The 26408-nt window shown below is 38.6% G+C and carries 21 protein-coding genes and 2 pseudogenes; 3 read left to right on the top strand and 20 right to left on the bottom strand.

The window, feature by feature from the left end; genetic code table 11:
* Positions 1 to 53: 53 nt before the first annotated feature.
* From hpaE to hpaB, 10 genes and pseudogenes are all read right to left on the bottom strand, one after another.
* Positions 54 to 1568 (bottom strand): 5-carboxymethyl-2-hydroxymuconate semialdehyde dehydrogenase, encoded by a 1515-nt coding sequence (gene hpaE / locus ACVIJU_RS03670; RefSeq protein ID WP_456687266.1) that lies wholly within the window; start codon positions 1566 to 1568, stop codon positions 54 to 56.
* Positions 1569 to 1590: 22 nt separating this feature from the next.
* Positions 1591 to 1977: a 5-carboxymethyl-2-hydroxymuconate Delta-isomerase gene (locus ACVIJU_RS03665; protein ID WP_063388848.1), complete on the bottom strand. Its 387-nt coding sequence runs from the start codon at positions 1975 to 1977 to the stop codon at positions 1591 to 1593.
* 56 nt (positions 1978 to 2033) lie between these two features.
* Complete coding sequence (locus ACVIJU_RS03660; protein ID WP_066252144.1) at positions 2034 to 2768, bottom strand: fumarylacetoacetate hydrolase family protein; 735 nt, start codon at positions 2766 to 2768, stop codon at positions 2034 to 2036.
* A complete protein-coding gene (locus ACVIJU_RS03655; protein ID WP_066252147.1) occupies positions 2765 to 3556 on the bottom strand; it encodes a fumarylacetoacetate hydrolase family protein in 792 nt (263 codons plus the stop codon). Before ACVIJU_RS03655 ends, ACVIJU_RS03660 begins: the two co-directional genes overlap by 4 nt.
* Positions 3557 to 3605: 49 nt before the next feature.
* The gene (hpaI, locus tag ACVIJU_RS03650; protein ID WP_130156668.1) at positions 3606 to 4523 is read right to left on the bottom strand and encodes a 2,4-dihydroxyhept-2-ene-1,7-dioic acid aldolase; all 918 of its coding nucleotides are present in this window, start codon (positions 4521 to 4523) and stop codon (positions 3606 to 3608) included.
* A 105-nt stretch (positions 4524 to 4628) separates the two neighbouring features.
* Complete coding sequence (locus ACVIJU_RS03645; protein WP_456687265.1) at positions 4629 to 5513, bottom strand: adenylyltransferase/cytidyltransferase family protein; 885 nt, start codon at positions 5511 to 5513, stop codon at positions 4629 to 4631.
* 4 nt (positions 5514 to 5517) lie between these two features.
* Positions 5518 to 5994, bottom strand: a complete 477-nt coding sequence (locus tag ACVIJU_RS03640; RefSeq protein ID WP_456687264.1) for a flavin reductase family protein — start codon at positions 5992 to 5994, stop codon at positions 5518 to 5520.
* A gap of 25 nt (positions 5995 to 6019) precedes the next feature.
* Positions 6020 to 7444, bottom strand: a complete 1425-nt coding sequence (locus ACVIJU_RS03635) for an aldehyde dehydrogenase family protein (protein WP_456687263.1) — start codon at positions 7442 to 7444, stop codon at positions 6020 to 6022.
* Between the two features lie 26 nt (positions 7445 to 7470).
* Positions 7471 to 8451 (bottom strand): 3,4-dihydroxyphenylacetate 2,3-dioxygenase, encoded by a 981-nt coding sequence (gene hpaD / locus ACVIJU_RS03630; RefSeq protein ID WP_063388855.1) that lies wholly within the window; start codon positions 8449 to 8451, stop codon positions 7471 to 7473.
* A 163-nt stretch (positions 8452 to 8614) separates the two neighbouring features.
* A pseudogene (gene hpaB / locus ACVIJU_RS03625) lies at positions 8615 to 10077 on the bottom strand (4-hydroxyphenylacetate 3-monooxygenase, oxygenase component).
* 156 nt (positions 10078 to 10233) lie between these two features.
* Between hpaB and ACVIJU_RS03620 the strand changes: the two are divergent.
* Positions 10234 to 11154: a LysR family transcriptional regulator gene (locus ACVIJU_RS03620; protein ID WP_456687262.1), complete on the top strand. Its 921-nt coding sequence runs from the start codon at positions 10234 to 10236 to the stop codon at positions 11152 to 11154.
* A gap of 202 nt (positions 11155 to 11356) precedes the next feature.
* On the opposite strand, the gene ACVIJU_RS03615 is transcribed toward ACVIJU_RS03620, so the two are convergent.
* The gene (locus tag ACVIJU_RS03615) at positions 11357 to 11797 is read right to left on the bottom strand and encodes a hypothetical protein (RefSeq protein WP_339193471.1); all 441 of its coding nucleotides are present in this window, start codon (positions 11795 to 11797) and stop codon (positions 11357 to 11359) included.
* A gap of 705 nt (positions 11798 to 12502) precedes the next feature.
* On the opposite strand from ACVIJU_RS03615, the gene ACVIJU_RS03610 reads away from it, so the two are divergent.
* Complete coding sequence (locus tag ACVIJU_RS03610) at positions 12503 to 13474, top strand: 2-hydroxyacid dehydrogenase (RefSeq protein ID WP_456687261.1); 972 nt, start codon at positions 12503 to 12505, stop codon at positions 13472 to 13474.
* 594 nt (positions 13475 to 14068) lie between these two features.
* Positions 14069 to 15361 carry an MFS transporter gene (locus tag ACVIJU_RS03605; protein WP_456687260.1) on the top strand — a complete coding sequence of 431 codons (1293 nt, stop codon included), beginning with the start codon at positions 14069 to 14071 and terminating at the stop codon, positions 15359 to 15361.
* Between the two features lie 426 nt (positions 15362 to 15787).
* Here ACVIJU_RS03605 and ACVIJU_RS03600 read toward each other — a convergent pair whose 3' ends face one another.
* The 9 genes and pseudogenes from ACVIJU_RS03600 to ACVIJU_RS03560 all read right to left on the bottom strand — a co-directional run bounded on the left by ACVIJU_RS03600 (position 15788) and on the right by ACVIJU_RS03560 (position 25764).
* Positions 15788 to 16729 (bottom strand): MTP-1 family protein, encoded by a 942-nt coding sequence (locus tag ACVIJU_RS03600; RefSeq protein ID WP_063388861.1) that lies wholly within the window; start codon positions 16727 to 16729, stop codon positions 15788 to 15790.
* Positions 16730 to 16970: 241 nt separating this feature from the next.
* Positions 16971 to 18045 (bottom strand): annotated as a pseudogene (locus ACVIJU_RS03595) (BtaManbiosPhlase).
* A gap of 1118 nt (positions 18046 to 19163) precedes the next feature.
* Complete coding sequence (locus tag ACVIJU_RS03590; RefSeq protein ID WP_063388863.1) at positions 19164 to 20219, bottom strand: galactitol-1-phosphate 5-dehydrogenase; 1056 nt, start codon at positions 20217 to 20219, stop codon at positions 19164 to 19166.
* Between the two features lie 24 nt (positions 20220 to 20243).
* A complete protein-coding gene (locus ACVIJU_RS03585) occupies positions 20244 to 20426 on the bottom strand; it encodes a hypothetical protein (RefSeq protein WP_066251194.1) in 183 nt (60 codons plus the stop codon).
* A gap of 105 nt (positions 20427 to 20531) precedes the next feature.
* Complete coding sequence (locus ACVIJU_RS03580) at positions 20532 to 21566, bottom strand: zinc-binding dehydrogenase (RefSeq protein ID WP_063388865.1); 1035 nt, start codon at positions 21564 to 21566, stop codon at positions 20532 to 20534.
* Between the two features lie 38 nt (positions 21567 to 21604).
* The gene (locus ACVIJU_RS03575) at positions 21605 to 22867 is read right to left on the bottom strand and encodes a PTS galactitol transporter subunit IIC (protein WP_063388866.1); all 1263 of its coding nucleotides are present in this window, start codon (positions 22865 to 22867) and stop codon (positions 21605 to 21607) included.
* A 45-nt stretch (positions 22868 to 22912) separates the two neighbouring features.
* Entirely contained in the window at positions 22913 to 23197 is a 285-nt protein-coding gene (locus ACVIJU_RS03570; protein WP_063388867.1) for a PTS sugar transporter subunit IIB, read from the bottom strand.
* Position 23198: 1 nt separating this feature from the next.
* A complete protein-coding gene (locus ACVIJU_RS03565; protein ID WP_082829602.1) occupies positions 23199 to 23678 on the bottom strand; it encodes a PTS sugar transporter subunit IIA in 480 nt (159 codons plus the stop codon).
* 34 nt (positions 23679 to 23712) lie between these two features.
* The gene (locus tag ACVIJU_RS03560) at positions 23713 to 25764 is read right to left on the bottom strand and encodes a BglG family transcription antiterminator (protein WP_130157678.1); all 2052 of its coding nucleotides are present in this window, start codon (positions 25762 to 25764) and stop codon (positions 23713 to 23715) included.
* Positions 25765 to 26408: the final 644 nt, after the last annotated feature.

Here is a 26408-nt window from a genome sequence, read left to right as displayed (position 1 = left end):
TATATCATATATTAAAGAATATATACTAACAAGCAAAACGAGTTAGCTTTCTATTATTGCTGAGCCGAAATCGTTTCGGCTTTTTTTGATTTACCAAACTGAGGAATGTGATGATCTCCAATCGCCACATGAATTACTTGAACCTCTGTATAAAAATCAAAACTATAATGTCCGCCCTCTCGGCCAATACCGCTATATTTCGTTCCGCCAAACGGGATTCTTAAATCCCTGACGTTTTGCGAGTTTACCCAAGCCATTCCGCTTTCAATCGATTGGACAATTCGGTGTCCGCGCTTCAAATTGTTCGTCCATACATAAGCAGCCAGCCCATATTTTACATCATTAGCCATTTTTATGACTTCTTCTTCAGTCTCAAATGGTATAACTGCCATGACAGGTCCGAATATTTCCTCTTGAGCAACTTTCATACCGTTATGGCAATTCAGAAGAAGTGTCGGTGGAACAAAGTTGCCATTTTTCAATGATTGCGGAACGTTTCCTGTAAACACTTCTGCCCCTTCTTTTTTGGCTATTTCAATGTAATTTAAAACGGTTTCCCAATGTTTTTTGTGAATTAGCGGCCCTAGTTCTGTCGAAGAATCCAATGGATCCCCTACCGAGATATTTTGCACACGCTCTTTCAGCCGTTCAACAAAGGAATCATAAATCGATTTTTCCAAAAACAACCGCGAATTGGCTGTACAGCGCTCCCCGTTAAGAGAAAATACTCCCCAAACGACAGCATCCAAGGCTTTTTCCAAATCAGCATCGGCAAAGATAATTGCAGGAGATTTTCCTCCTAGCTCCATAGAGGTTTTTTTCAACGTATCTGCGCTATTTTTTATTATTTCGGCACCTGTTGTCGTCTCGCCCGTAAAGGAAATAAGCCGGACATCAGAATGTCTCACGAGGGACGCGCCAGCTGTTTCCCCAAAGCCGTGAACGATATTAAAAACTCCCTCTGGCAGTCCCGCTTCATGAATAATTTCAGCCAGCTTGTTAGCAGTCAGCGGCGACCATTCAGCAGGTTTTAAGACAACCGTATTACCTGTTGCCAACGCCGGAGCCACTTTCCATGTTTCCAGCATGAACGGAGTGTTCCATGGCGTAATTAAACCTGCCACCCCAATTGGCTTGTAAATAGTATAATTAATAAAATCTCCGTCTACTTTATACGCTTCTCCTACCATGCGGCTTTTAACCATTTGTGCATAAAATCGAAAGTTTTCAGCTGCACGGGATGCTTGCTTTTTCGTTTGACTGATTGGCAATCCTGTATCTAGAGATTCCAAATAAGCAATTTCTCCCGCATTTTCTTCAATTAATGCAGCAATTCGTAAAATATACTTCATTCTTTCATCTACCGACATTGTTCCCCAAGGGCCGTCAGCAAAAGCTTTTTTGGCAGCTTTTACTGCTAAGTCAATATCTTCTGCAAATCCTTCCGCTACCTCATTGATTACTTCATTATTAAAGGGATTAATATTCTCAAAGCTTTTCCCTGCAACTCCCTCTACAAACTTGCCATTGATATAATGAAGAACTTTCCCAACTTTATATGTGGTCATTTCGATTCCTCCAAGTATGCAATTAATTTTTGTAGCGCTGATGAATGTTATTATATTTGTACGTTCCAAATTCACTAAATTCATATAGTTCTAAAGACAATGCAAGATATCTCCTTTTGAAAAGGATAGAAAAATGATCTTTCATCACTGCAAAGATCTCATCACAAACTGCTTTTTTATCCTCTTCAGTACGCCCAGCGCCAATCTTTAGCGTACCGTGGACAAAGGCATCATCCTCAGAGCCGTCAGCCACACAATAATCTTTCAATTCAATGGCTCTAGATCTCACGCCTCCAATTGGAAATATATCGCTTTTGGAAATCAGCACATCATTAACTTTTTTCAGCAGCTCTGGAATTTTTGCCTCTTTTTTGATATTGTCGGTATATTCTAAAATAAAATGCGGCATAACGTCAGCTCTCCTTTAAAGTATTGGTGACGGAGAAAAGATTCTGAATGACAGCTTCATATAATTCGATTAATTAAACGTCCAATCCCTTCTATTTCTGTAATCACTTCATCGCCAACATTAACATTGACCGCTCCTTTAGGTGTTCCTGTGAGAATTATGTCCCCGTAATTTAAGGTCATAAAGCTAGTTAAATACTCGATTAACATAGGGATTGTAAAAATCATATCTTTTGTATTTCCTTCCTGCACTAACGCTCCATTAACGTAAGTACGAAGGACCAAGTTCATCGGATCTGGTATATCTTCTTTATCGACAAGCCAAGGGCCTATCGGGGTGAATGCATCGCGATTTTTCACGCGCAAATTCGGCCGGTAATAGTTCTCTAAATAATCCCTGACAGCGTAGTCATTTGCAACCGTATATCCTAAGACGTATTCATACGCTTCACTAGCCTTGACATTACGCGCCATTTTTCCGATTACCACTGCCAGTTCACATTCATAGTGCATAAAATCTACATCAGGAGGACGTTTCGTTTCAGATCGATGCCCAACAATCGTATTCGGTCCCTTTAGAAACACAAGCGGTTCAGTTGGTGCATGAAATGACAGCTCTTTAGCATGATCTGCATAATTCAAACCTAATGCAAAAACAGTCCGCGGGCTTACAGGCGGAAGCCAGACTACGTCCTTTTCTGTCACTTTACGATGATCATTCAGTTGAAGGAAGCCGTTATCTTCAATTGCTTCATAAATGGTGCCGTTCATAGCAACTCTAGCTCGTTTCATCGCACAGCCCCCTTCACATAATCCGCTTCATGAACAATTGTATTTTCTAGACTGCCTACACCTTCAATTTCAATGCGAACATGGTCTCCTGCCTTTACTAAAGGCGCTTGCTCAGGAACACCTGTCAGCAGCACATCTCCTGGATAAAGCGTCATAAATTCTGTTATATCAGCCAGCAGCCGAGCAACTGGCCGGATGAAATTTTTCGTGTTATTTTTTTGTGCAAGCTTTCCATTGACAAAAACGCGAATGTCCAATGAATCAGGATCAACTATCGATTCCTTTTTGATGATCCACGGACCAACCGGATTAAATCCATCTCTTGCCCGCTCCCTAATCGCTGGACGATAAATGTTTTCGTGCGGAATTGCTACATCATTCACAACTGTATATCCAGCAACATATTGAAAGGCTTCTTCTTCCTTTACTTTAGTGGCAGTACGCCCAATGACCACGCCGAGTGCTGCCCCTACTTCTAATTCGTCTGCATCCTCAGGCAATGGTATGGGGCTCCTGTAGCCACTTAATGTGTTAATCGGTTTTATATATAAAATTGGCGCTTTCGGTGGTTCGTTATATGGTGAATGTGTCATTTGCTCACGATATCGATGAAAGGCGCCCTGATAATTCAAAAGGACACCGTAAATCGTACCTGAAACCGGAGGCTCCCAAGAAAGCTGATTGACGTGATATTGAGTTCCATTTAAAAAAATTGAATTGTTTTCTGGATCCACTTCGGCTTCCGTTATATTTGGCATTCCAAAAATTTTCACTACTGCATTGCCCATCCAATTCACTCCTTAGCAGGCGCAATACATCAGCCCTTTTTAGCTTGCCTTAATTTTTTACTTTCTCTAAAAGACCATATTTTTGCAGCGTTTGCCGAATTCTTTCTTGAAGCTCCTCCGCAGGCAAATCAAGAGGCAATCTTAATTTCGGCGTGATTTTTCCCATCATTCCAAGCGCCGCCTTTACAGGTCCCGGATTTGTCTCGGCAAATAAAATATCGTTTAATTCCATTAACTCGAAATGGAGGTCCTGAGCTCTCTTTATATCGCCTTCAAACCAAGCATCATGCAATTCCGCAACTTTTGCCGGTTCCACATTAGCCGTTGCACTAATAGAACCTGCTCCCCCGATTGCTAGCATTGGATAGCATAAAAGCTCGATTCCTGAAAATAGTAAAAAATCTCTTCCGCAATGAAGCAGCACCCGATTCACATGCTCAAAATCTTTATTGGATTCTTTTGCACCGATAATGTTCGGGCAATCCTCCACTAAACGAGCCATTGTTTTGACCTCTAAATTTACAGCTGTTCTCCCTGGGATGTTGTAGATAATGATCGGAATATCTACAGAATCAGCTACTGCTTTAAAATGCTTATACAACGCATGCTGGGACGGCCTATTATAATACGGAACAATGACCATCGCAGCATCTGCGCCAATTTCTTGTGCAAATTTCGTTAGTTCAAGTGTTTCATCATGATTAGTCGATCCTGTTGCCGGAACAAACGGGACTCGGCCATTCACTGTTTTTTTCGCCAGCTCCATTACCTGCTTGCGTTCCTCCGTTGTTAATGAACTGGGTTCGCCAGAAGTTCCTGTCACTGAAATCCCATGGCTGCCGCTTTCAATTTGCCAGTTGATTAAATTTTTCATCGTTTCAAAATCAATATTGCCTTCCGCATCAAATGGAGTAACAACAGGAGCAATCGATCCTCTTAATCTTTGCTTTATTTCGTTATAAGACATATATAAGCAACCTCCTGAACAAAATGATTATTATCTGAATATTTCAAATCTCATTAATTTATTTTTATTATATATATAATCATATATGATTTCAACTATAAATTATTATATGACTGTTCGGCTAAAAAGATCATAAGCAGCAGCAACTGGTTGATCAAGCAATTGTTCTATGAACCTCAATTGGACATTATTTTTTTCTGCTATTCTATCCAATCCGTCAATAACACCGTCAAATAAGTAAGGTTTTAATGTTTTGTTCGTTATATTGCATAAACCGTTGTAAAATGTCTCATTGAATTTTATTTGGATTTTATAAATTCCCGGTTTAGGCAGGAAATAATCCTGATCGATTTGCGCTTTAAAAATAAAATTGTTGTCAGCATCCCCTCGTTCCATCGATTTCACTAAACATGAAACACGATAATAATCTCCAAGATAATGAGGTATTTCACTTACAAGGCCTGACTCTAGCAGCTTCCGAATCATGGAGGAGCTTATTTTTTCTTGTTTATATTGGATTTTCGGTATGGTCGTCACATCAAAAAATCCCGTTCCAACGTTTTTCAGCTTCTCCATATTCCCTTTTCCTTTAAAACCATACGTAAAGTCGAAGCCGGCAACGACATGTTTGCACATCAAGCCTTTTAAGTATTGATTAACAAAATCTTCATCGGATAATTCAGAAAAATTTTTATCGAATTTTACAATATACAGTTTCTCTACCCCTAATTGTGAAAAGATTTCCATTTTGGAAGGAAGCGGCGACAGATAGGAGATAACTTTTCTATCCGTTTCAATGACTTGACTTGGATGCGGAAAAAATGTCATCACGGCAAATGTTAGTTTTTTTACTTGCGCAATTTCTTTCGCTTTTTCAATGATTTTCTTATGTCCTAAATGCACTCCATCAAAGAAGCCGACTGCCATGACACACGGCTCGGGTTTGCATTCCGCTAATACTTTGGAATTGTTAATATAAACGACTTCCATCCATTCACCCCGCGTTGGCATGACTAGCCAAATTTCTATATTTTCCTTCAAAAAATAACAATGGGGCACCTTCCTTCATATAAATGTCAGTCACTTTTCCAATGTATAAAGTGTGGTCGCCGGCAACATGTGTATTGTATACGTCACATAAAATATTTGCTAACGAATTGGGCAGCACTGGTTGATCACCGACCCAATCAAAAGTAACATTTTGTTTCTCTTTTAATTGACCGGCAAAAAGCATCGATAAATCTTGTTGTTCTTCAGACAAAATATTTACTGTAAATTTTCCTGTCTGCTTAATGATTTCATTCATTTTTGCTTTTTCTCCAATTGAAATGAGAATTAGTTTAGGATCTAAAGAGACAGACATAAATGCATTTGCCGTCATTCCGCGTACTTCCCCATTTATGGCAGTCGTAATGACAGTGACTCCTGTCGCAAACTTCCCCATCGCATTTCGAAACGTGCGATCATCCATGTTACACACCTCTTCCTACGTTTATTTATACTTGCCGATTTATCACGATTAATTTTAGCTCCGTCATTTCTTCAATCGCATATTTAATTCCTTCTCTCCCCATTCCGCTCTCTTTCACTCCGCCGTATGGCATATGATCGACTCGGAACGTCGGGATATCATTAATCATTACACCGCCTACTTTTAGCTCTTCAGCCGCATATAAAGCATGGTGGATATTTTTTGTATAAATCCCTGCCTGCAGTCCATACCGGGAATCATTTACATACTCAACAGCCTGTTCAATCGATGAAACCTTTTCGATTAACACTACAGGGCCGAAAATTTCTTGACAGGAAACTTTCATATCAGGTTTTGTGTTGAGTAAAACCGTTGGTTCGACAATATTTCCTTTCGCATTTCCCCCTGTTGCAACTATTGCACCTGTTTTTTTAGCTTCTTCGATCCAGCTGATGACACGGATTACATCATGTTCGGAAATCAGCGCTGAAACATCTGTTTGAAAATCCAGCGGATCTCCTGTTGTCAGTTTTTCCGTTTCTTTCACAAATGCATTGACAAACTCATCATATACATGTTCATGTACGTAAATTCTTTGCAGCGAGATGCATACTTGCCCTTGATTAGAAAAAGCCCCTTTAACACATCTTGGAATGATGCTTTTAACATCGATTCCTTCATCTACGATCAAAGCCGAGTTGGAACCTAACTCAAGCGTGACGCGTTTCAAGCCTGCTTTATTTCTGATCTCTTTTCCGACTTGCGGGCTTCCCGTAAACGTGATCATTTTAACCCGCTCATCTTCTACGATTTTATTGCCAACGATGCTGCCGCTTCCTGTTACAACATTCAATGCACCATCAGGCAGTCCTGCTTCCTGCAATAATTCAGCTATAAAGAAAGCAGATAACGGTGTTTGGGAGGCCGGCTTTAAGACAATCGTATTTCCGGAGGCAATGGCCGGTCCTACTTTATGCGCAACTAGATTCATTGGAAAATTAAACGGAGTGATAGCTCCTATTACACCGATCGGTTCACGAACCGTATAGGCAGTCCGATTTTCCCCTCCGGGCGCCGCATCTAAAGATAGTGCCTCCCCATGAATTCTTTTTGCTTCTTCAGCCGAAAATTTGTATGTTTGAATGGTTCTTTGCACTTCCTCTAATGCTGTTTTGATTGGCTTCGCCGCCTCTTTTGCAATAATTTCTGCCGCTTCCTCTTTCCTCTTATCTAAAAGCATCACCAGTTTTTCCAAAATATGTCCGCGTTCATGCTTTGGCATTTTCGCCATTTTCAGAAAGGCGTTATGTGCGGCTTCGATCGCTTTTTCAACGTCAGCTTCTGAAGCAATTGGAATTTCTGCAATTACTTTTTTATTATATGGAGAGGAAAGAGGAGCATAATGCTCTGCTCCTACCCAACTTCCATTAATAAACAATTTTCTTTTCATCGCTACCTCTCTTTTCTTACTTAAAATTAAATGACAAAATCAGGTTTTAGCTTTTGCACACTTGGTTCTTTTAGTTCAACTAACTCTCCGCTATGAATATCAAATACTTGTGATGCTTCATTAAACCAGCAGTCCGGTGCTTCATGCCCCCAAAATGTTTGGCGTCTTGGATCATTTATATCCCAGCGAATCGGCAGAAAATCCGGATCGCTTGTCAAGTAATCTCCATTGTATAATTCAATTCGATGTCCATCTGGATCACGCAAATAGAGGAAAAATGCGTTTGAAAGACCATGACGTCCAGGGCCTCTTTCTATATTTTTCGCATATCCCATAGCCGCTAACACATCACAGGCATGAATGAGACTAAGTTGATCCGACAGCCAAAAGCCGATATGGTGAAGACGAGGGCCGTTTCCATTCATAAACGCCAAATCATGCACATTAGGTTTTCGATGTAGCCATGCAGCCCATAATTCATTATTTTCTGTTTCGGTATACTCAGAGCACGCAAACCCCAGCTCTTTTACGTAAAAGTCATATGCTTTTTGTACATCCGGCACCATGCAATTAAAGTGGTCAATTCTCTGTATTCTTGCTCCTTTATATAAGTCATATCTTTGCAGCAGCCTTTCAACCGTGTCCATTCTGGCAAAAAACTCAACTGGAAGACCTGAAATATCCTGCACACGGAAAGCCCTTTCAACTGCATGCTGATTTTCTATCCATTTTGGATTCATATTTTTTTGTTGAAAATAGTCATATAATTTGTTTAAATCCTCATCGGAATAAACCTTGTAACTGATCGCTTCCACACCAGGCTGCTCTGCTTTTTTCAACACCAGGCTGTGATGATTATGTTCCTCATACCCTCTGAGATATAAATGGTTTTCATCAGCCTCTGTCACAACGAATCCTAAAGCGTTTTCATAAAAATCGCGTGAAGCCTCCAAATTTGTCACCAACAGTACCGCCCTTGCACAACGAATAATATTAAAATCTACCATCTTGAAAGTCCCTCCCTATTAAATTCCCCCGAGAATAGAAAATTTTCAGAAAAATATAGTTTGCTATAATCATATATGATATTGTATATTAAGTCAAATTCAACTCGCTATGCTGTCATGATCGCTTTCACAATTAACGTGTGGCACCTTCATTTATTGTTTGTTAAACAGTTGTTACTTTTGTAGTTCCTAAAAATTCACGAACCAAGTCTTTGAAATAATCTTTTTCGTACCCGTCAAAATAGACCATACCCATGCGGACCGGATCTCCAAAGAAATAATATTCATAATGAGTTTGACGGCTTCCAAATGCGCTCATTGTAATATCCCAAGCTAAACGGAACAACTGAACGCGCTCATATCCATCAATATTTGCTCCTTGCATCGCTCTTCTGACAATATCGCTGATTTCTTCATTATTAAAATCAGCTTCTGTCGGGAATGGCCATTAATCCAGAAGCGCCAAGAATCCTTAAGATTTCCACTAAACGAGGGTAAATTCTTGGATACCAATTTCGAGCAGCATCAAGCGCAGCAAAATCCGGCGTCATTGTTCCCCATTTATCAAGCTTTGCATTATTTTCTGCACGATATAAATGACTGCGCATTGTCTCAAGAGTCAGCATAATTTCTGTTCCTTTATCTTTTACATGCTGAAACTGTTCAATTCCAATAGCCTCCATAATTAGAAGGACAACTCCAAGGATAAATTCAGTTTTCACTACATTTTTGGCAACTACTTGATGCGACATGTGGACAACGGCATTCGTCTCACGGAAGGTTCGGTTGCAAATGGAAGAATTGCCACAGACAAATACCCGTTCCCAAGGAACGAAAACGTTTTCAAATGAAACAATAGCATCTCCTTCTTCAAATCGCGACCCGAGCGGATGATCCCAATGACTTTTTCCATAGTCAAAGGCTTCGCGGCAAATAAATTTTTACGCCTGGAGTATTATTTGGAATTGCAAAAGCTAATGAATACGGGTCATCCCCTTCACTTGATTTTTTAACTGTTGAAGGAAAAACTAATATTTCATCCGTTATGCCGCCTTGCGTAGCCAACAAACGAATACCATCAACAATAATTCCATCTTTATTTTTCTCGACTAAATGCAAGGAAACATTTGCATCCTTTTGCTCATGCTGAGCTTTAGAGCGATTAATCTGCGGATGTATAAGGGTATGTGTTAAAGAAATATCGTTTTCTCTCGCATATTCATAATATTTTCTTGCGTTCTCCGCATACATTGGATCATCTTCTGCGAACAGATCATTCGCTATTCCCATTGCCATCACTTCAGCATTTAAATAATCCGGAGACCGCCCCATCATTCCGGCGGAAGTTCGAGCCCATTCCTGTATTGCTTCGCGTCTTGCAATCAGTTCTTCTTTTGTGGTAGGCTGCATAAATGTTATACCGACTTTTTCTCCTGTTGTTGGTGAAGTATATAGCATCTTATCAGCTTTTTCGTATTGAAGATCGTAAAGCTTTGCCATTGATTGAATCACATTTTTAAATGCAGGATGCTCCGTGACGTCATCTACTTTCTCCCCATGAATGTAAACGCTGCTTTTCGCTTTCTTCAAACGCTCAATATACTCTTTGCCAGTTTTTGCAGGCATCTTCATTCCCCCTTAAATAGATTTTTTCATCCACAATTCGATTTACTTTTTTGAATCTTCAAAAATAATATAACATATGATATCATATATGAAAAATATAAAAAAAATTGGTTTTGTATATAAAAAAAATATGCACCTTCACATGAGGTGATTAGATTGATTGACATTAAACAGCTGAAATATTTTGCAGCGATTGTCGAGGAAGGACAAATTACACGCGCGGCGAAAAAGCTGCATATGGCGCAGCCGCCTTTAAGTCACCAGTTGAAGCAATTGGAGGAAACGCTTGGAGTCATTTTATTAGAACGGAACGGAAAAAAACTTGAATTAACGGAATCCGGAAAAATTTTCTACAAAAAAACGAAACAGCTCCTTCATCAATTGAATGATATGATTTTGGAAGTCCAAGAAATAAACGATGGAACGAAAGGCACATTATCAATAGGATGTGTGAAATCATGCTTTTCCTATTTACCCAAAACAATGCGGAAGCTTCTTGAGAAATTCCCCAATGTCAAATTCCATTTAAGAGAAGGAGATACATTCTTAATCAGTGAATTTTTAAAAAGCAGAGAAATAGAGGTAGGGATTATACGATTGCCCATTGATACCGATGAATATCAAACAATAAAACTGCCAAGCGATCCATATGTGGCCGTCATCCCGCAGCATTGGAATTATAAACATCATTCTATTCAAATGAAAGATATAAAAGAAATGCCTTTGCTTCTATTACACCGAATCAGCGGGAAAGGCCAGTATGAAATGGTTGTGAATGAATGCGCACGGCATGGATTTGAACCAAAAATTTTATGCGAGTGTCCTGATGTAACGATTCTTTTATCATTAGTTGCAGAAGGTGTAGGTGCAACGATTGTCCCAAAATCTGCCGTTTCCAATTTTCAAATTCCAAACATTCAAATGCTGGAAATTGAGGATTCATCCATTACAGCTGAAGCATCGATAATTTTCGAAAAAAATCGGTACCTGTCTAAAAGTGCAGCGAATTTTATTAAGATACTAAAAACTGAATATCCGATTGATGATCAGCTTGGCACACCGCAGCCAAATAAATAAATGCACACCGAAGAGAATCTTTGTTTGGAATTCATGTCTATTATAGTGGCACAAGGACTTAAAATTGAAATCGAGAGAAGACCTCGGCTTAACTAGATTAAAAGGCTGGCTTCTTTTCTCAATATTCTACGGTTGTGTTCGCAAAATATTGGGCGGCGGATAGTTTTCATCAACTAAAAAGTGATGAAGAAATATTTCCTCATCACTTCTTAGATCCTGTTGTTGCCCATGTCAATTTATACGTAACTTTCTTTTTGGTTCCTTCGTTAACGAGCTTGAATCTGTAACGATCTTTTGGTGAAAATTTCGGTGAATCGAAACGGGTTGTGCCGTTTTTGTTGGCATTGATCGTTTTGATCGTTTTCCAGCTTCCTTTATTATTTTGTTTAATTTGTATATACAGCTTAAATGTTCCTTTTGCTGCACTTGAAGCTTCAATGCGTCCGTATGAGATGGAGACTTTTTTTGTGCTGCTCGTCCACTTTTCTTGATAGCTTGGCGTTTCGACATAATTGGTAAAATAGCCGCTTTTGTATTGAAAAAGAGAAAGACCTGCTGCTTTTTTCGGAGCTGCTCCAAAACTAGCAAAACCAAAAAGTATTAAGACAACAGCTATTGCACCTATTATGAAGTTCTTTTTCATTATGAATATTCCTCCTATCCCATCAATATCCAGATTGATTATAATATGGGTGGGTCATAAATACATCCTCCGAATGAACTAACATGATTTAGTAGAAAGAACCGATTTTTGAAGAATAGTATCTTTCAATCTATGAATGACAAATTGCTGCTTCTCAATCAACACACGGAGGAAAAATTGAAGGGCATGAAATTGCCGAAAACGTATTGAAAAAAACGCATGAAATAGTGCTAATGTCCAGAAGTCCTGATTACGGAGAAGAGCGCTTTTAGGTTTTAAGTTGTTTTTCAGCTGACAGGGACACTAGAACATATCGCCTAGTGAGAAAATCATCCTTTCAGCAAACAGACAAACTCGTCCAAGACGTTTGAATCGCTGCGCCCATTTATAACTGTGCTCCGACAAACTTGTATTAGATGTTATGAAACTGATCCAAAAGCGGGAAAGCTCTCAAGCCTGTATTGTTAACGCGCCGTTAAGAGGTAAATTGCAAAATCAAAAGAGGTTTTGTGGACAAGCAGCCTTGATAACCTTCTTTGTTTTCCTAGATAACAATTGGGAAAATCTCCATGCTCAAACTTTAGATCGGTCAATCGCTTACTTCCATTTTTCTCACATAAAAGACACCTTTAGAATACGTGCAGCACAATTTCTTCCATAATAGATTCCGCCTTGATGTAAAATATATTTTTGGAGGATAAAAACATGAAACCAAAGGTGATAGTATATAAAAAATTGCCTGAAGATATTTTAAACAGCTTGAAACAAGTATGTGAGATCAAATATTACCCCGACAGTGAAGACTATTCTATATTTCTGCATGACTTACATGACGCTGAAGGGATTATTGGCGCAGGAATGCGAATCGATCAGCATTTTTTAAAGCAAGCTCCAAAATTGCGAATTGTCAGCAATGTTTCCGTTGGATATGACAATTTAGACATTCAGGAATTAACGAAACGAAACATTATGGCAACCAATACACCTGATGTTTTAAATGAAACAACGGCTGATGCAATTTTTGGGCTGCTCCTTATAACAGCTAGAAGAATGGCGGAGTTAGATCGTTACGTAAAAGAAGGCAAATGGGAAGCTCCGATTGGAGAAAATTTATTTGGTGTTGACGTTCACCATAAAACACTTGGGATTATCGGCATGGGGAAAATCGGCACCGCCATTGCCAAACGAGCACATTTCGGTTTTGGCATGAACATTTTATATCATAACCGATCCCGCAATCAAAAGGCAGAGGAACAATTTCATGCCATCTATTGCGAGCTTGAGGACTTACTAAAACAATCAGACTTTGTCTGCCTCATGACGCCGTTAACATCAGAAACAAAGCATTTAATCGGGCTAAAACAATTTCAATTGATGAAACGAAGCGCCATTTTCATCAACGGTTCAAGGGGCCAGACCGTCAACGAAAAAGACCTTATTTACGCGCTCCAAAACAACCTCATTTTAGGTGCCGGGCTTGATGTATTTGAACAAGAACCTGTCCCGAAAGATCACCCTCTGTTAAAAATGAATAATGTCGTCACATTACCGCATATCGGCTCAGCAACTTATGAAACGCGGTATGCAATGGCAAAACTGGCGGCGGAAAATTTAATAAAGGGGCTGAAAGGATTATGTCCGCCCAATTTAATAAATCAAGAAGTGATGCGAAAGTGAATTGCTAATTTTAAACCTCTGAACATCGGAAACACTCCTTTCCAAAAAATCTTTTCAAAGAAAAAAAGCGCTCTCCACGGAGGCGCTTTTTTTCTTTGAAAACATAAAATGTGAGTCCTTAAACTGCTGCTTGCTAAAACCGGGATAAATGCTGATTCATTCAAGCCGTTCTAAGTTCAGCCTTTAGCTCCACTCTTTTTGCAATGGGCTGCTTTTTCTGTTATATTTCATTCACTGCTGATGATTGTGCTGAAATAATCAAATCGTTTTCTTAAAGCATTCAGCAGTCATGGATGCTAGTTTTTATTTGCAGATCGGACGTTGGATGATCTGCTTTTTTTACGTATTTAGTTAAATAATTCGTGAAATGGAATTTTTTTAAAAAGATACTTTTTACAAAAATGTCATTTATGTTAATATAAAAAAAGATATTTCTATTTTCCGGTCATCAGATGACCTGTTTATCTGTTGTCAGAAAATTTAATAAAATGAAAGGAGGCAGACAAAGCTCTAAATGAACTGAAAGCTTCGTGAAAATGAAAGCGTTTAAACAATTCGATTTATAACGAAAAATTTAAAGAAGGGGAGAAAGCCATGGTCAAGGGTAAATGGAAAATATTGATTGCCAGTTTAGTAGGAAGTGCGATTGAATGGTTTGACTACTTTCTTTATGGAACAGTTGCATCATTAGTTTTTAACCAATTGTTTTTTGTTAATGAAGACCCTACAGTCGGATTATTAATTGCCTATACTTCTTTTGCTTTAGCGTTTTTCCTCAGACCTGTTGGCGGAATTATTTTCAGCCATATTGGCGACAGGTTAGGAAGAAAGAAAACATTGGTTTTAACCCTTAGCTTAATGGGAATTGCCACATTTGGCATGGGGGTAATGCCTACGTATCAAGTGATCGGAATTTGGGCTCCTATCTTTTTGACTCTGTTGCGTTTCATACAAGGTTTAGCTCTTGGCGGAGAATGGGGAGGCTCTGTTTTACTAGCTGTTGAATATGCTTCAAAAAATAATAGAGGTTTTTTTGGAAGTGTACCTCAAATGGGAATTTCTTTAGGATTGATTTTAGGCACCCTTGCCCTTTCAATTATGTCACTTTTGCCGCATGATCAATTTATGTCATGGGGCTGGCGTGTTCCATTTCTGTTAAGTGCATTGCTTGTAATTTTCGGGCTGTGGATTAGAAAAGGAATTGATGAGACGCCTGCCTTTAAAAAAGCTCAACAAGAAGGAGAGGTTGCTAAAATTCCATTGGTAGACACTCTTCGCTACCATTGGAAAGAGGTTTTAATTGCGATGGGTGCAAAAGTCGTGGAGACTGCACCGTTTTATATATTCGGTACGTTTATTGTATCGTATGCCACTTCAACTTTGAATTTTGATAATACAGATGCATTAAATGCTGTACTGATAGGCTCTATCGTAGCTACAATCGTCATTCCGCTCGTCGGAAGCTTATCAGATCGAATCGGACGAAAAACGATTTATATTAGCGGAATTATACTCACTATTTTATATGCGTTCCCATATTTTTGGATGCTTCAACAAAATTCGGTGTTTTTATTAATTTTAGCAACGGTGATCGGCCTAGGCATTATTTGGGGATCTGTGAATGCAGTTCTCGGCACAATGATTTCAGAAATTTTTTCGGCCAAGGTTCGATATACGGGAATATCTCTAGGCTATCAGCTTGGGGCTGCAGTTGCCGGAGGGACCGCACCGTTAATTGCAACCGCTTTATTGGTGGAATTTAATAATTCCTACATTCCTGTTGCCATTTATATTATTTTCGCTGCATTGATCAGCTTCGTAGCTATTTGGTCTGTAAAAGATGGAGCGAATAGAGAGCTGAATGATAAAGTACAAATAAAAGCTTAAGAAAATCTCAAAACCCAGATTATTCCATTCCATGTGGATAATCTGGGTTTTATTTTATTTCTCACCATACTTGGGGTTGTTAATATAAAATGAATAATTTTTCTATTAATAGGTATAAAAAAAGCGAAAACTCTGATATCGTAATTGTTGACTAAACAAACCAGTTTATCAAATCTATTCTGCCATTACCATTTTTTTATGGTTTCTATTCCTTCTGATGAAGTGCCTGCTGTTTTTCCAACCCAAGCAGCACCTCCATGCATTCTTTGTCCCATTTGCTTTGGGAAAAAATAAAATAAAACTCATCAAAAAGGGGGGATGGATACCGAAACAACGCACATCTTTTCTTTCGTATCCGCCTAGAAACGGGAAGAAAATTTGTCACCCCCGCCTTTTGATGATGAACCTTTTATTTTGCAATCTTCCTTATTTTTCATACTTCACAAACGGATCAGCAATGGTAATTTTTTGCGCTTCTGCATCGCTGGTGCCTACATATAGATCAGCTGTTCCATCCCCTTTTCTGATTAAACCGCCGCTGAAAACTACATTGACAAGGTCAGGCCGCTTGGCAGCGCCTTTCAAAAAATGGGATCTCGTTGCGATTAGTTCCATATCAGAAAATTTCATTGTATCAGGATCTAATACAAACACCATCGGATAATAATGGCGGTTCCCTTGTTCATCTTTGCTTGCTATATGTCCGAGTACACCAATCAGACCGTTTGAAAGCAAATGCAGTTCGTTTGCTCCTCCCCATTCTTCATCCGTGAATTGCCCCTCTAAAAGCGTGGCTTTTTCGAGATTTTCGGGATTAAGATCATCAAGAGTCGGTATTCGGATAAACCCAATTTTGCCGAGACCGCCTTTCTCGCCTTGAGGCCTCGTCAACACTCCAATTGATCCGTCTTTTAATTCGATCACTCTGATATCCTTCATGCCTTCAGGACCTTTAGCGAATTTTTCTAAATCTGCAATATTCTTCCCTTTATAAAAAAGCGTTCTCCACCAAAGTGAGCTTTTAAAAGTGGGATGCGGAAAAATTTCAACTCCGCCAAAAACTAAATCTCCGCCAATTCTCGTCACGAACGGATCCTGCAGCTGAAATTTCGGCGCTCCTTCTTTCGGAATCCACTTTCCATCCCGATTTACAAAGAAATATACTTCTGAATGCTCGCTGTTTCGAGGCTCTACTCTACCTGCTATGACAAGTTCCCCATCATCTAAAAACGGCGCCGAGATATTATATACGTCCCTATTTCCTACACCTTTGAAAATTAACTTTTGTGGATTGATCGGCTGAGGAGCATTTTCAAATTCTTTTAGCAGCTTAGCGCTTGACTTAATGCCCGTTTTCTCCAACCGCACAAAAGCTCCCTCCACACTTTTGCATTTCTGTTTCTAGCAAAGACTTTCTGATGTTTTATCATATTCAATTCCAATGATGCTTGACAATGATGTGTAACGGGGGAAAAATATTTTACAAATGGATTCATCATTTTATTTACCTTTTCAAAAGAATTCTTTTAATTATTTTACATAACAAAAGTATTTCGTCAATTATATCATTTACAAAGATCAGCAAATTATTTATATGCCCTGCCCTATTTCAAATGAAACGTTTGTGAAGTTTTTCCATTATTTCTTCAATAGAAATTTCCGCACCTGCAACCGATTGATCCGATGCACCATAATAAATCCGAACTGTACCATTTTCCGTCAAAGCTCCGCATGTAAATACAACTTGACCGAAGAATCCGTTCATTTCATAATCCGCTTCAGGCTTTAAAATGGGTTCCTCCGTCTTAGCTAACATTTTCCCAGGATCATTCAAGTCTAGAAGCAGAGCACCTAAAGAATAGCAGTCGTTTTGATCAGCGCCATGATAAATAGCCAACCAGCCTCTATCGGTTTTAAACGGAACTGCTCCCCCGCCAATGCGGCAACTGTCCCATCCTTTTTCGCTAAGACTAAGCAAATGCCGATGATTTCCCCAATATAAAAGATTGTCCGATTCAGCAATCCATATTTCCGGTCTGCCGATTCCTTTCGGTACAGGTCGATGCAGCGCATAGTACTTGCCATTAATTTTTTCAGGAAAAATGGCCACATCTTTGTTTTCAGGATGAAAAATTAACCCTAGCCGCCTGCATGTTTTAAAATCAGTTGTTGAGGCAAGCCCCACTCCAATGCCTTCAGGCGACACTGCGCTGTACTGAATGTAAAAAGATGCACCAATCTTAGTAATTCTTGGGTCTTCAATTCCCCATGCTTCACGTTCAGTTTCCGGATACATGAAAGGTTTATCATCAATGGTGAAATTCCGTCCGTCTTTGCTGCGGGCAAGCCGAAAATAAGATAAAGATGTGACATAGGCAGCTCTATGCATGGAATCACTGTAAAAAATCATTCTTGGGTCAGAAAAATCATATCTTGTGTCATTTTTTTGCAATTCCATCTCTTTCAGCTTTCCTTTTCCTGAAGAAAAATCGATATAAGAAATTTTCACGACATTTGGATCTGTACAGACAAGGACGTTCAGCAACGCGCAGCAATAGAAGCACTTCGCCGTTCAACTGGGCAACACCAGCATTAAAAACTCCTATTACTTCATGTCCACGGTGAAAAGGTTTAACATCGTCCGGAGCAATCAGTGGATTTTCTGGAAAACGAAAAACTTTCACAACCAATGCCTCCTGTTTTAAAAAAATCTAGGAAGTTTTTTGAATTGCCATATTATTTTTCTTCAATGTCCCCTTTTCAATTCCTGTTACCAATTGTGATCGAATGTTAAACAATCCATAATCAACGTTTGAATTATCTATCCAAAGAACATCTCATTTATACCGCGTCGCTAATATAAATATTCAGAATAAAAATCAAGGTTGATATGGCAATTTTCAATCAAAGGTAAGAGTTAAAGCATGAAATCCAACTGTCCAAAAATCCACAAACACCTCTTGAATGGATTGGCAAGGCAAAACGCAGCACTTATGTATTGAAAGATGAGCCATTATTTTTATGGTGACAAAACAAACGAAAGATTGACATACTGCATAATGACAGGGATGGTTATCAAGGGGTGTACAGAGCAAATTCAAACAAAATTCTCTATATAAAAATGACAGTCCGATGGGTTCCTAAAATGAAGGATTGGGGAGGAATACTACTGTGAAGGACAAAAATAATCGAATAAAATTTGTAAATGTCCTTCATAGAGGCAATGAAGTCCAACAAGAAGCAATTGTATGTGCTGAATGTCCATCATAAAACTTTTGAAGAACGTAATTCAGAAAGAGAACATCAGAAAAATCCTTCATAAGACTTCTGAAGGATTAAACAAGATAGGAAAAAATGGTTTGTCCGATAAATCCCTAAAATGAAGTGGCTCCAAAAAGTCAGTTAACTTGGGCACCTCTCCAACGGAATATTTTGACTGTACCAAATGAATGGCTCCAAAAAGTCAGTTAACCCTGACTTTTTGGACAGCCCTACCATCATTTTAAGCGTCTATTCATTTCGATTTTTTCCACCTTAGTCTGTCTTAAACACGCTTGGCAGACAAGGAACTGATCTTTAGGGAAGATGCGAATCGAACCAAAAAAGTTCATGAGCGGACGAGGCCAGTGACGCTGGATGAAAGCATTCGCCGACAGTCTGAATGCCTCCCAAATAAGGAAGGCTAGACTTTGTTCGGCTGTTTTTATCATTTGTATATTTTGCAAATGAAGCTCCAAGGAGGTAACAATAGTTCAAATGGCAAGAATAAGGCTTTCCGCATAGCTCAAACAGCGGCTGAAAATTAAAGCCTAATTTCCGGATAAAACAATACTTTGCCGATGAACTCTTTTTTTTCTAAAATTTTTTCAAACATTTTCGGTCCTTCCTCTAACGTGATGCGATGTGTGATCAGCGCCTCAGCGTTTATTTTTCCGGTTCTCATACAATCGATTGTCGTTTTCCATTCTTTTCCCGGAAACGGAGACGATATGGCATTCCAAGATCCTAATACGGTTAATTCGTTTCGGACGATTTTTTCAAAGTAAAATCTTTCGACTAGGACGTCTCCGTATGGAATTCCCATAAATACAACCTGCCCTCTCTTTTTCGCTAATGAAAAAACTTGGGCGGATGTTACAGGGGATCCCGCTGATTCTACAGCAATGTCTACTCCTTTTCCATTCGTCAGCTCCATGATTTGATCATATGCCGATTTTTCAAGAGGGTTAATCGTAAAATCCGCTCCCATTTCTTTGGCAATATTTAATTTCTGATCATCGATATCAATCGCAAAAATTTCACTTGCTCCAAAAATTTTTGCCCATTGGACTGCTAGAAGCCCGATAGTTCCGCATCCCATGACAGCAACGCTGTCACCCGGCTGCAACGATGTCCGGTAAAGCCCGTGTACGACAACGGATGACGGCTCAATCAAAGCGGCGGAGTCATAGCTTATCTCGTCCGGTATGAAAAGCACATTTTCCCCAGGCAATTTCACATATTCGGCAAAGGATCCCGGCTGTAAGGCTCCAATAACATGCAAGCTTTCACATTGGGACAAAATCCCTTTTTTGCAGCTTTCACATTTACCGCAATATAAAGCAGGACAGCCGACAACCCTGTCTCCTGCTTTTACATGAGAGACAGAAGGACCAACTTCTACCACTTCACCGGAAAATTCATGTCCCCAAATCATTCCTTGTACGTAAGGTCCCAGTTTTGCATATCTTGAAATGTCTGAACCGCATATGCCTGTTGCTTTTACTTTAATGATCACGTCGTTCTCATTTTCTATCCTTGGTTCAATAGCATCCTCGAACCGCAGATCTCGTTTTCCGTAAAGTTTTAGCGCTTTCATTTCCTATTCCCTTTCCCGCATGGTTTAATTTTCGTTATGAACCTTCATATCTTGCTCCGAACGAACACCTTTAGATTTATTTTTGAAAAGCTTGTAAAATGCAACCGCCAACACGATTGAATTTATGATAAATTGATGTTCAATATAAAAATCGCTGACCATTCTCCCATACGGTCCAAGAATAAAATCTATGATGCTCTCAATCATTTTTTCACCTTCTTATTGACATGTTTGTCAATACTTTACTTCTTCCCCTTTGACAAGACTTACATTAGACATATCCCCACCTGCTATGCGGTGGGGAACAACTGATTATTCATGAACAGGAGTTAAAATAACTTTAATTGCATCGCCGCTTTTAATTGCTTCGTATGCTTTATCCCATTCAGAAATGTTGAATTGATGTGTTACAAGTGTTTTAGTATTTACTCTATTTTCATTCATCAAGGCTAAAGACGGCTCCCAATCGCTTGGTTTTTGACTGCGAGATCCGGTAAATACAATTTCTTTTTGAATAATTTTTTCCATATCAATAGGGATTTCAGATTTTGCATAAATGCCAACCTGTACAAATTGGCCTTTCTTTTTCAATAAATCGAGCCCCATGTTCAAAGCAGGTACAGCACCGGTACATTCAAATACTGCGTCTACACCGTAGCCATCCGTCAATTCATTGACTAATTGTTTGACGTCTTCTTCTTGAATGTTTACGGCATAATCCAGTCCAAGCTCTTTTGCCTTTTCCAGCCGCAGCTTGTCATTGCTTAATCCGGTTATGATAACTTTAGCTCCTAAATCTTTTACGACTTGAGCGACTAATAAACCAATCGGACCGGGGCCGAGTACTAAAACGACATCACCTTGATGAATCGTAGCTTTCTTTACTGCATGATGTGCACATGCAAGCGGCTCCGTCATCGCTGCAGATAGAAAATCTACATTTTCAGGAAGCTTATGAACACTTTCTTTACGTGCAATCAAATAGGTTGCAAAGCTTCCATCTTGCTGCGTGCCCAGCCCTTTTCTGTTGCTGCATAAATTGTAATCACCGGACTGACAGTATTTACATGTTCCGCATATATAATAAGTAGTTTCAGAGGTTACCCGATCTCCTACCTGAAATTCAGTTACATTCTCCCCGACTTCTGCTACTACACCGGAAAATTCATGGCCTAACGTAACGGGGGCTTTCACTTTGTAATGTCCTTCATACGTATGAATGTCCGTACCGCATATTCCGCTGTATTTCACTAAAATTTTGACTTGATCCGGTCCGACTTTCGGTTCTTCCACATCTACTATTTCCAAGTTCCCAAATCCTAGTTCTTTTTTTACTAAAGCTTTCATTTCTTTATCCCTCCAGCAAGCTGCAATATTGGAGACTATTAATTGAATAGCGCAAAAATTCTATAGATGACGTAATTGATCAGATTTCCACCTTGGTCGATACTAGAGATTTTGCTCGCTCCTTCAGGCATGTTAAATTTAGATTCTACAGCCATCTCAGTATGGAGCGCCGCCAAATCTGTCGCCATGTACAGTGACAGGGCGATTAACAACGTACCAACGATTACCGAATGAACAATGTTTCCTCTTGCAGCACCGACAATAAATGCAACAATGAAAGGAATGGTAGCTAAGTCCCCAAACGGAAGAACGTTATTTCCAGGTAAAATAATGGCGATTGCTACTGTGATCGGTACTAAAATAAGAGCTGTTGAAATTACGGACGGGTGACCAATTGCAACGGCAGCATCTAGCCCGATATAAATATTTTGTGCGCCGAATTTCTTTTGAAGCAGTTCTCTAGCTGATTCAGAAATCGGCATTAAACCTTCCATTAAAATTTTCACCATTCTCGGCATTAACACCATAACTGCTGCCATAGACATCCCGATTTCGATCGTATCTCCGACAGAATATCCAGCCAATAATCCTAATGCGACACCTAAAATTAGCCCCATAAAGATCGGTTCACCAAAGATCCCAAATCTTTTTTGAATCGTTTCCGGATCAGCATTTAAATTTTTAAGACCTGGTATTTTTTGAATCAATTGGATCAATGGGATACCAAGAACTGCGTATGAAACCGTGCTTCCCGTTGCAACAGAAATTCCCGGAAGCCCGAAATATTTATCAAGCATCGGAGCTGTCCAATCTGCAATTTTCAAGCAAGCAATTTGGAATAATACCGCGGCAATTAAGCCTTGAATAATACTGCCTGATAACGTATATACAATTGCACCGGTAAAAGTGTAATGCCAAAAATTCCAAATATCTACATTCATTGTTTTTGTCGTTTTTGTCACAAGCATCAAAACATTTACTAACAATCCGAGAGGAATGATAAAGGCTGCGATTGGGGAGGCCCAAGAAATCGATGCAGCAGCCGGCCAACCTACATCAATAACATTCAGTTCGATTCCAAATCGATCAACCATTCCTTGAGCTGCCGGCCCTAGATTATTGACTAAAAGATCAACTACTAAGAAAATCCCTACGAATGCAACACCAATCGTCAAACCGGCCCGAAAGGCTTTTCCGGGTTTTTGTCCGAAAATTAACCCTAGTATAAAAATCGCCACGGGCAAAATAACTGTTGCACCTAAATCTAAAAATGCTCGTATCGCATCAACAAAACCTTGCATATTTTTCCCCTCCTTAAACCCCTACCAAAATAATCAAACGTTTGTTTAATTTTTCAGCGCTTCCAAAATTTCTTTTTTCACTTCATCCAGTCCAATGCCTGTTAAGAAAGCGCGTGCATTAATAACCGGGAACGGGTACTCCTGCTGTACAATTGTTGTACTAATTAATAAGTCAGCCGTGTCCACATAAGAACCAACTTCTGTAATTTTTATTTGAATAATTTCACATTCAATGTTATGTTCTTTGCAAAGCTGTTGCACCGCATCATTGACAATAGTTGAAGTAGCAATTCCAGCACCACATGCGACTAATACTTGTTTTTTCTTCATTTCAATTCATCTCCTTTAAATCTAAACATTCTATAATTTTTGTTTTGATTAATGTTTTATTTTTTTCTGTTGTTAAAAACTTGATGACATCCTCGTTTTGAAAGATGCTTATCAGTTTTTGCAAAATTTTCAAATGAGAATTTTGCTTGTCGATCGCTAATAAAAACACAATTTTTACCGGAGTTTTTGCCTCCTGCTCCCCCATGATTCCAAACTCAACAGCGTCTTTTAGTATCGCCAAGCTGATCGCCTTTTTATTGACATGAACGGAATCCGTATGGGGAATGGCGACAGATATATTACTGGAAGTTGGGAGACCGGTCGGAAAGGTTTTTTCCCTCTCAATAATTGCATCTATAAAACTCTCTTTTACAAAGTTTTTTTCGTAAAGATGGTTTCCCATTACTTTCAAAACTTCTTCCTGATCCTTCGCTTTTAAGTCGCAAAAAATCAAAGATTCATCAAAATGCAAATCAATCACTGGTATATCACCTACTCCATTAATAAAAGAGCTTTTATTCTTGTGCATATAATTTCAGAACTTCATGTAAGTCTTTCATGCTTTGTGCGTTCAATACTTTATTCAAATCCTGTTCATTTCTCACTAAATTCATTAATTGCATGAATGCTTTTAAATGTTGATCTTTATCTAAAGCTGCAATCACAATGATTAACTTAATGGACTGATAGTTTTCAAAGGCTACTCCTTTTCGCAATTTCAATAAGCTCATCGATAAACGATTTACTCCTTCATCAGGTGAAGCATGTGGAATAGCTACATGTTCACTGATGACAAAATAAGGATCTGATTGGCAATGTCTGATCATTGCTTCAACATATTGTTCTTTAATGCTTTTATCCTTAAGCAAAGGCTGTGCCGCCAGTTTAATCGCTTCTTCCCAACTACGAACCGAATGGCGGAATATCATCGTTGAAGGAGTAATTAAATCGCATAAATTCGGATTTTTAATAGAATGATTTTCTAACTTGTTGTTAGAGCCTTGGTGAATATAGCTTTGAATCGCATTGTAAAGCTCTTTTTTATTTTTAATGACAGCATGCTTTTCAATAATTCCCATTAATTCTTCAACATTTATTACTTCAGGTACAAACCCATATAAGTCAGACATCACTTCTTTTCGCAATCGTCTTTTTTCTTCAGCACCAATAAAATGATCTACAAGGAAGAACTTTTTATTTGTTTTCAAATAAACTGGAGAAAAGACAATGTCATAATCCATTTCATATTGTTGGAATTCGCGCACAGACAATGAATCAAGAAAAATAAATTCAGGAAACAGTTCTCTTAGCGTCCCATACATCAATCTGGAAACTGATATTCCTTTTGGGCAGACAACTATGGCTTTCATTCTTTGGCTAATATTGTCGCCCTGCCTGGAAAGCCACCCGCCGATTAAAATTGTTAAATAAGCAATCTCACTTTCCGGAATAGCTGAACCGATTAAATCTTCCAGCGGTTTAACCGATTTTTTAACAAGATGATGCAATTCCTTGAAATTTTTATTGATATCATCAAGAACATCATTTGTATCAGTTAAATTGTATTTAATTCGAAAATAGGCGGGCTTCATATGAAGGACGAGCTTTTGAAGAAGCTGCTCTTTATCCTTCAAAAAAATGAACGTATTTTTTTCAAAGTTGTCGATCACTTGACTTAGCGCGCTTTTTAATTCAGGAATTTCTTTATCAATCTCCTCTTTAGACCAATAAACATTCGTTGTCAGCAAGTTCAGAGTAATAAAGAGCCGTTCTTCCTCTGAAACATTTGGAAAATCATGCAAAAGTTCTTCCGTTGCCAAGTATTCTTTTGTGCCGGAAATCTCATTATAATTAAGGTTAAAAGAACCGATATGATGGCCTTTCCGTATTCTTCTTAAAATAAAAATTAAAATATAAGGCATTAACTCAAGTTTTTCGTCTGTAAATTTCAGATTTAACGATGCCTCCACTTTTTCGAGGCGATTTTTAAATTCCTCTAACTCATCTACAGATAATTGCGAAATCTGAATGATCTTTTCTTTTCCTTGATCTGCTGTCCAGATGCTGTTCGTGATAGAGATTAACAGTTTCCGGCATTGAAATTCGTCTCCCTCAATGACGTATCCATATTTTCTTGAATACTTGTATTCAAGGCCGTGTTGTTCGACAATATCCTTTACTTTTTTCAAATCGTCAATAACGGTATTCTTGCTTACTTTTAGTTCAGATGTGAAATGAGCCAACGATAAGGCATCCATTCTCGTTAAAATCATCAATATAATGAAATGGACGCGCTGCAGTTTCGATAAATCATAAAAATCGACTGATTGAGTATTTTCCTTTTCACTCAATACTTTTAGTAAACTCGGATCTACAACAAAATAGCCGTGATTTGTCCTTTCAATCTGAGGGAAATTTTGTTCATAAAGCCAATCATTGATCTTGGAAAAACTATAATTGATCTGTCTCTTGCTCAAGTTGAATTTTTGAGCAAGTTCATTGCTACTAATGTTTGGATTTTTGATTACTTCTTTCAAAAGACAATTGCTTCGAATGTCTAGTAGCATTTGTACCTCCTTTCTAAGCACAATTTTAGGCCACTTTTCCTAAAATTGATTACGCTTTCATTCCTTTTTTTGAATTTTCGCTTTACAATTTTGGGATGAACTGATCTGTTCTCGTTATTATCAAATATTAAGGACACCTTCTGAACGAATGACATCCTCCTTCTGATAAATCTCATTTTCAGGCATTAAGGCAGTCCGAAATGGATGCTGCATCAAGTAAATGGATTCAAATCCAATTACTTATTTAATTTATCTATAGACTTCCCAACAAGGATTTAGAATATAAAGAAGTACAAGGTCAAAGATCTTGCCCAGTCGCTTGTAATCAACAGCGACGAAAAACCTGTCTATCCGGAAAAGATAAGATGGGATTCGTTTGACACTTACTGTAAAATCGAATGTCCTTGGATGTACGAGCTCTTCTTAACCGTCTTGTTAGGAATCAGCTAATATACTAACACAATTACATAATGTTATTTATAATTTCATAAAAGAAACATAATGGAAAATATTTAAAATTTTATCTAAATTTTAAAATATAATTATAAAAAATTCATATTTTATCATAAATTAAGGAAAGATGTATGAAATCATAATACAAATTCTTATTATTCATTCGTATAAAAAACGTAATTTTTTTATTG

This window comes from Aeribacillus sp. SP014 (genome assembly GCF_054055575.1).
This window is presented reverse-complemented; position numbering and strand designations above follow the sequence as displayed.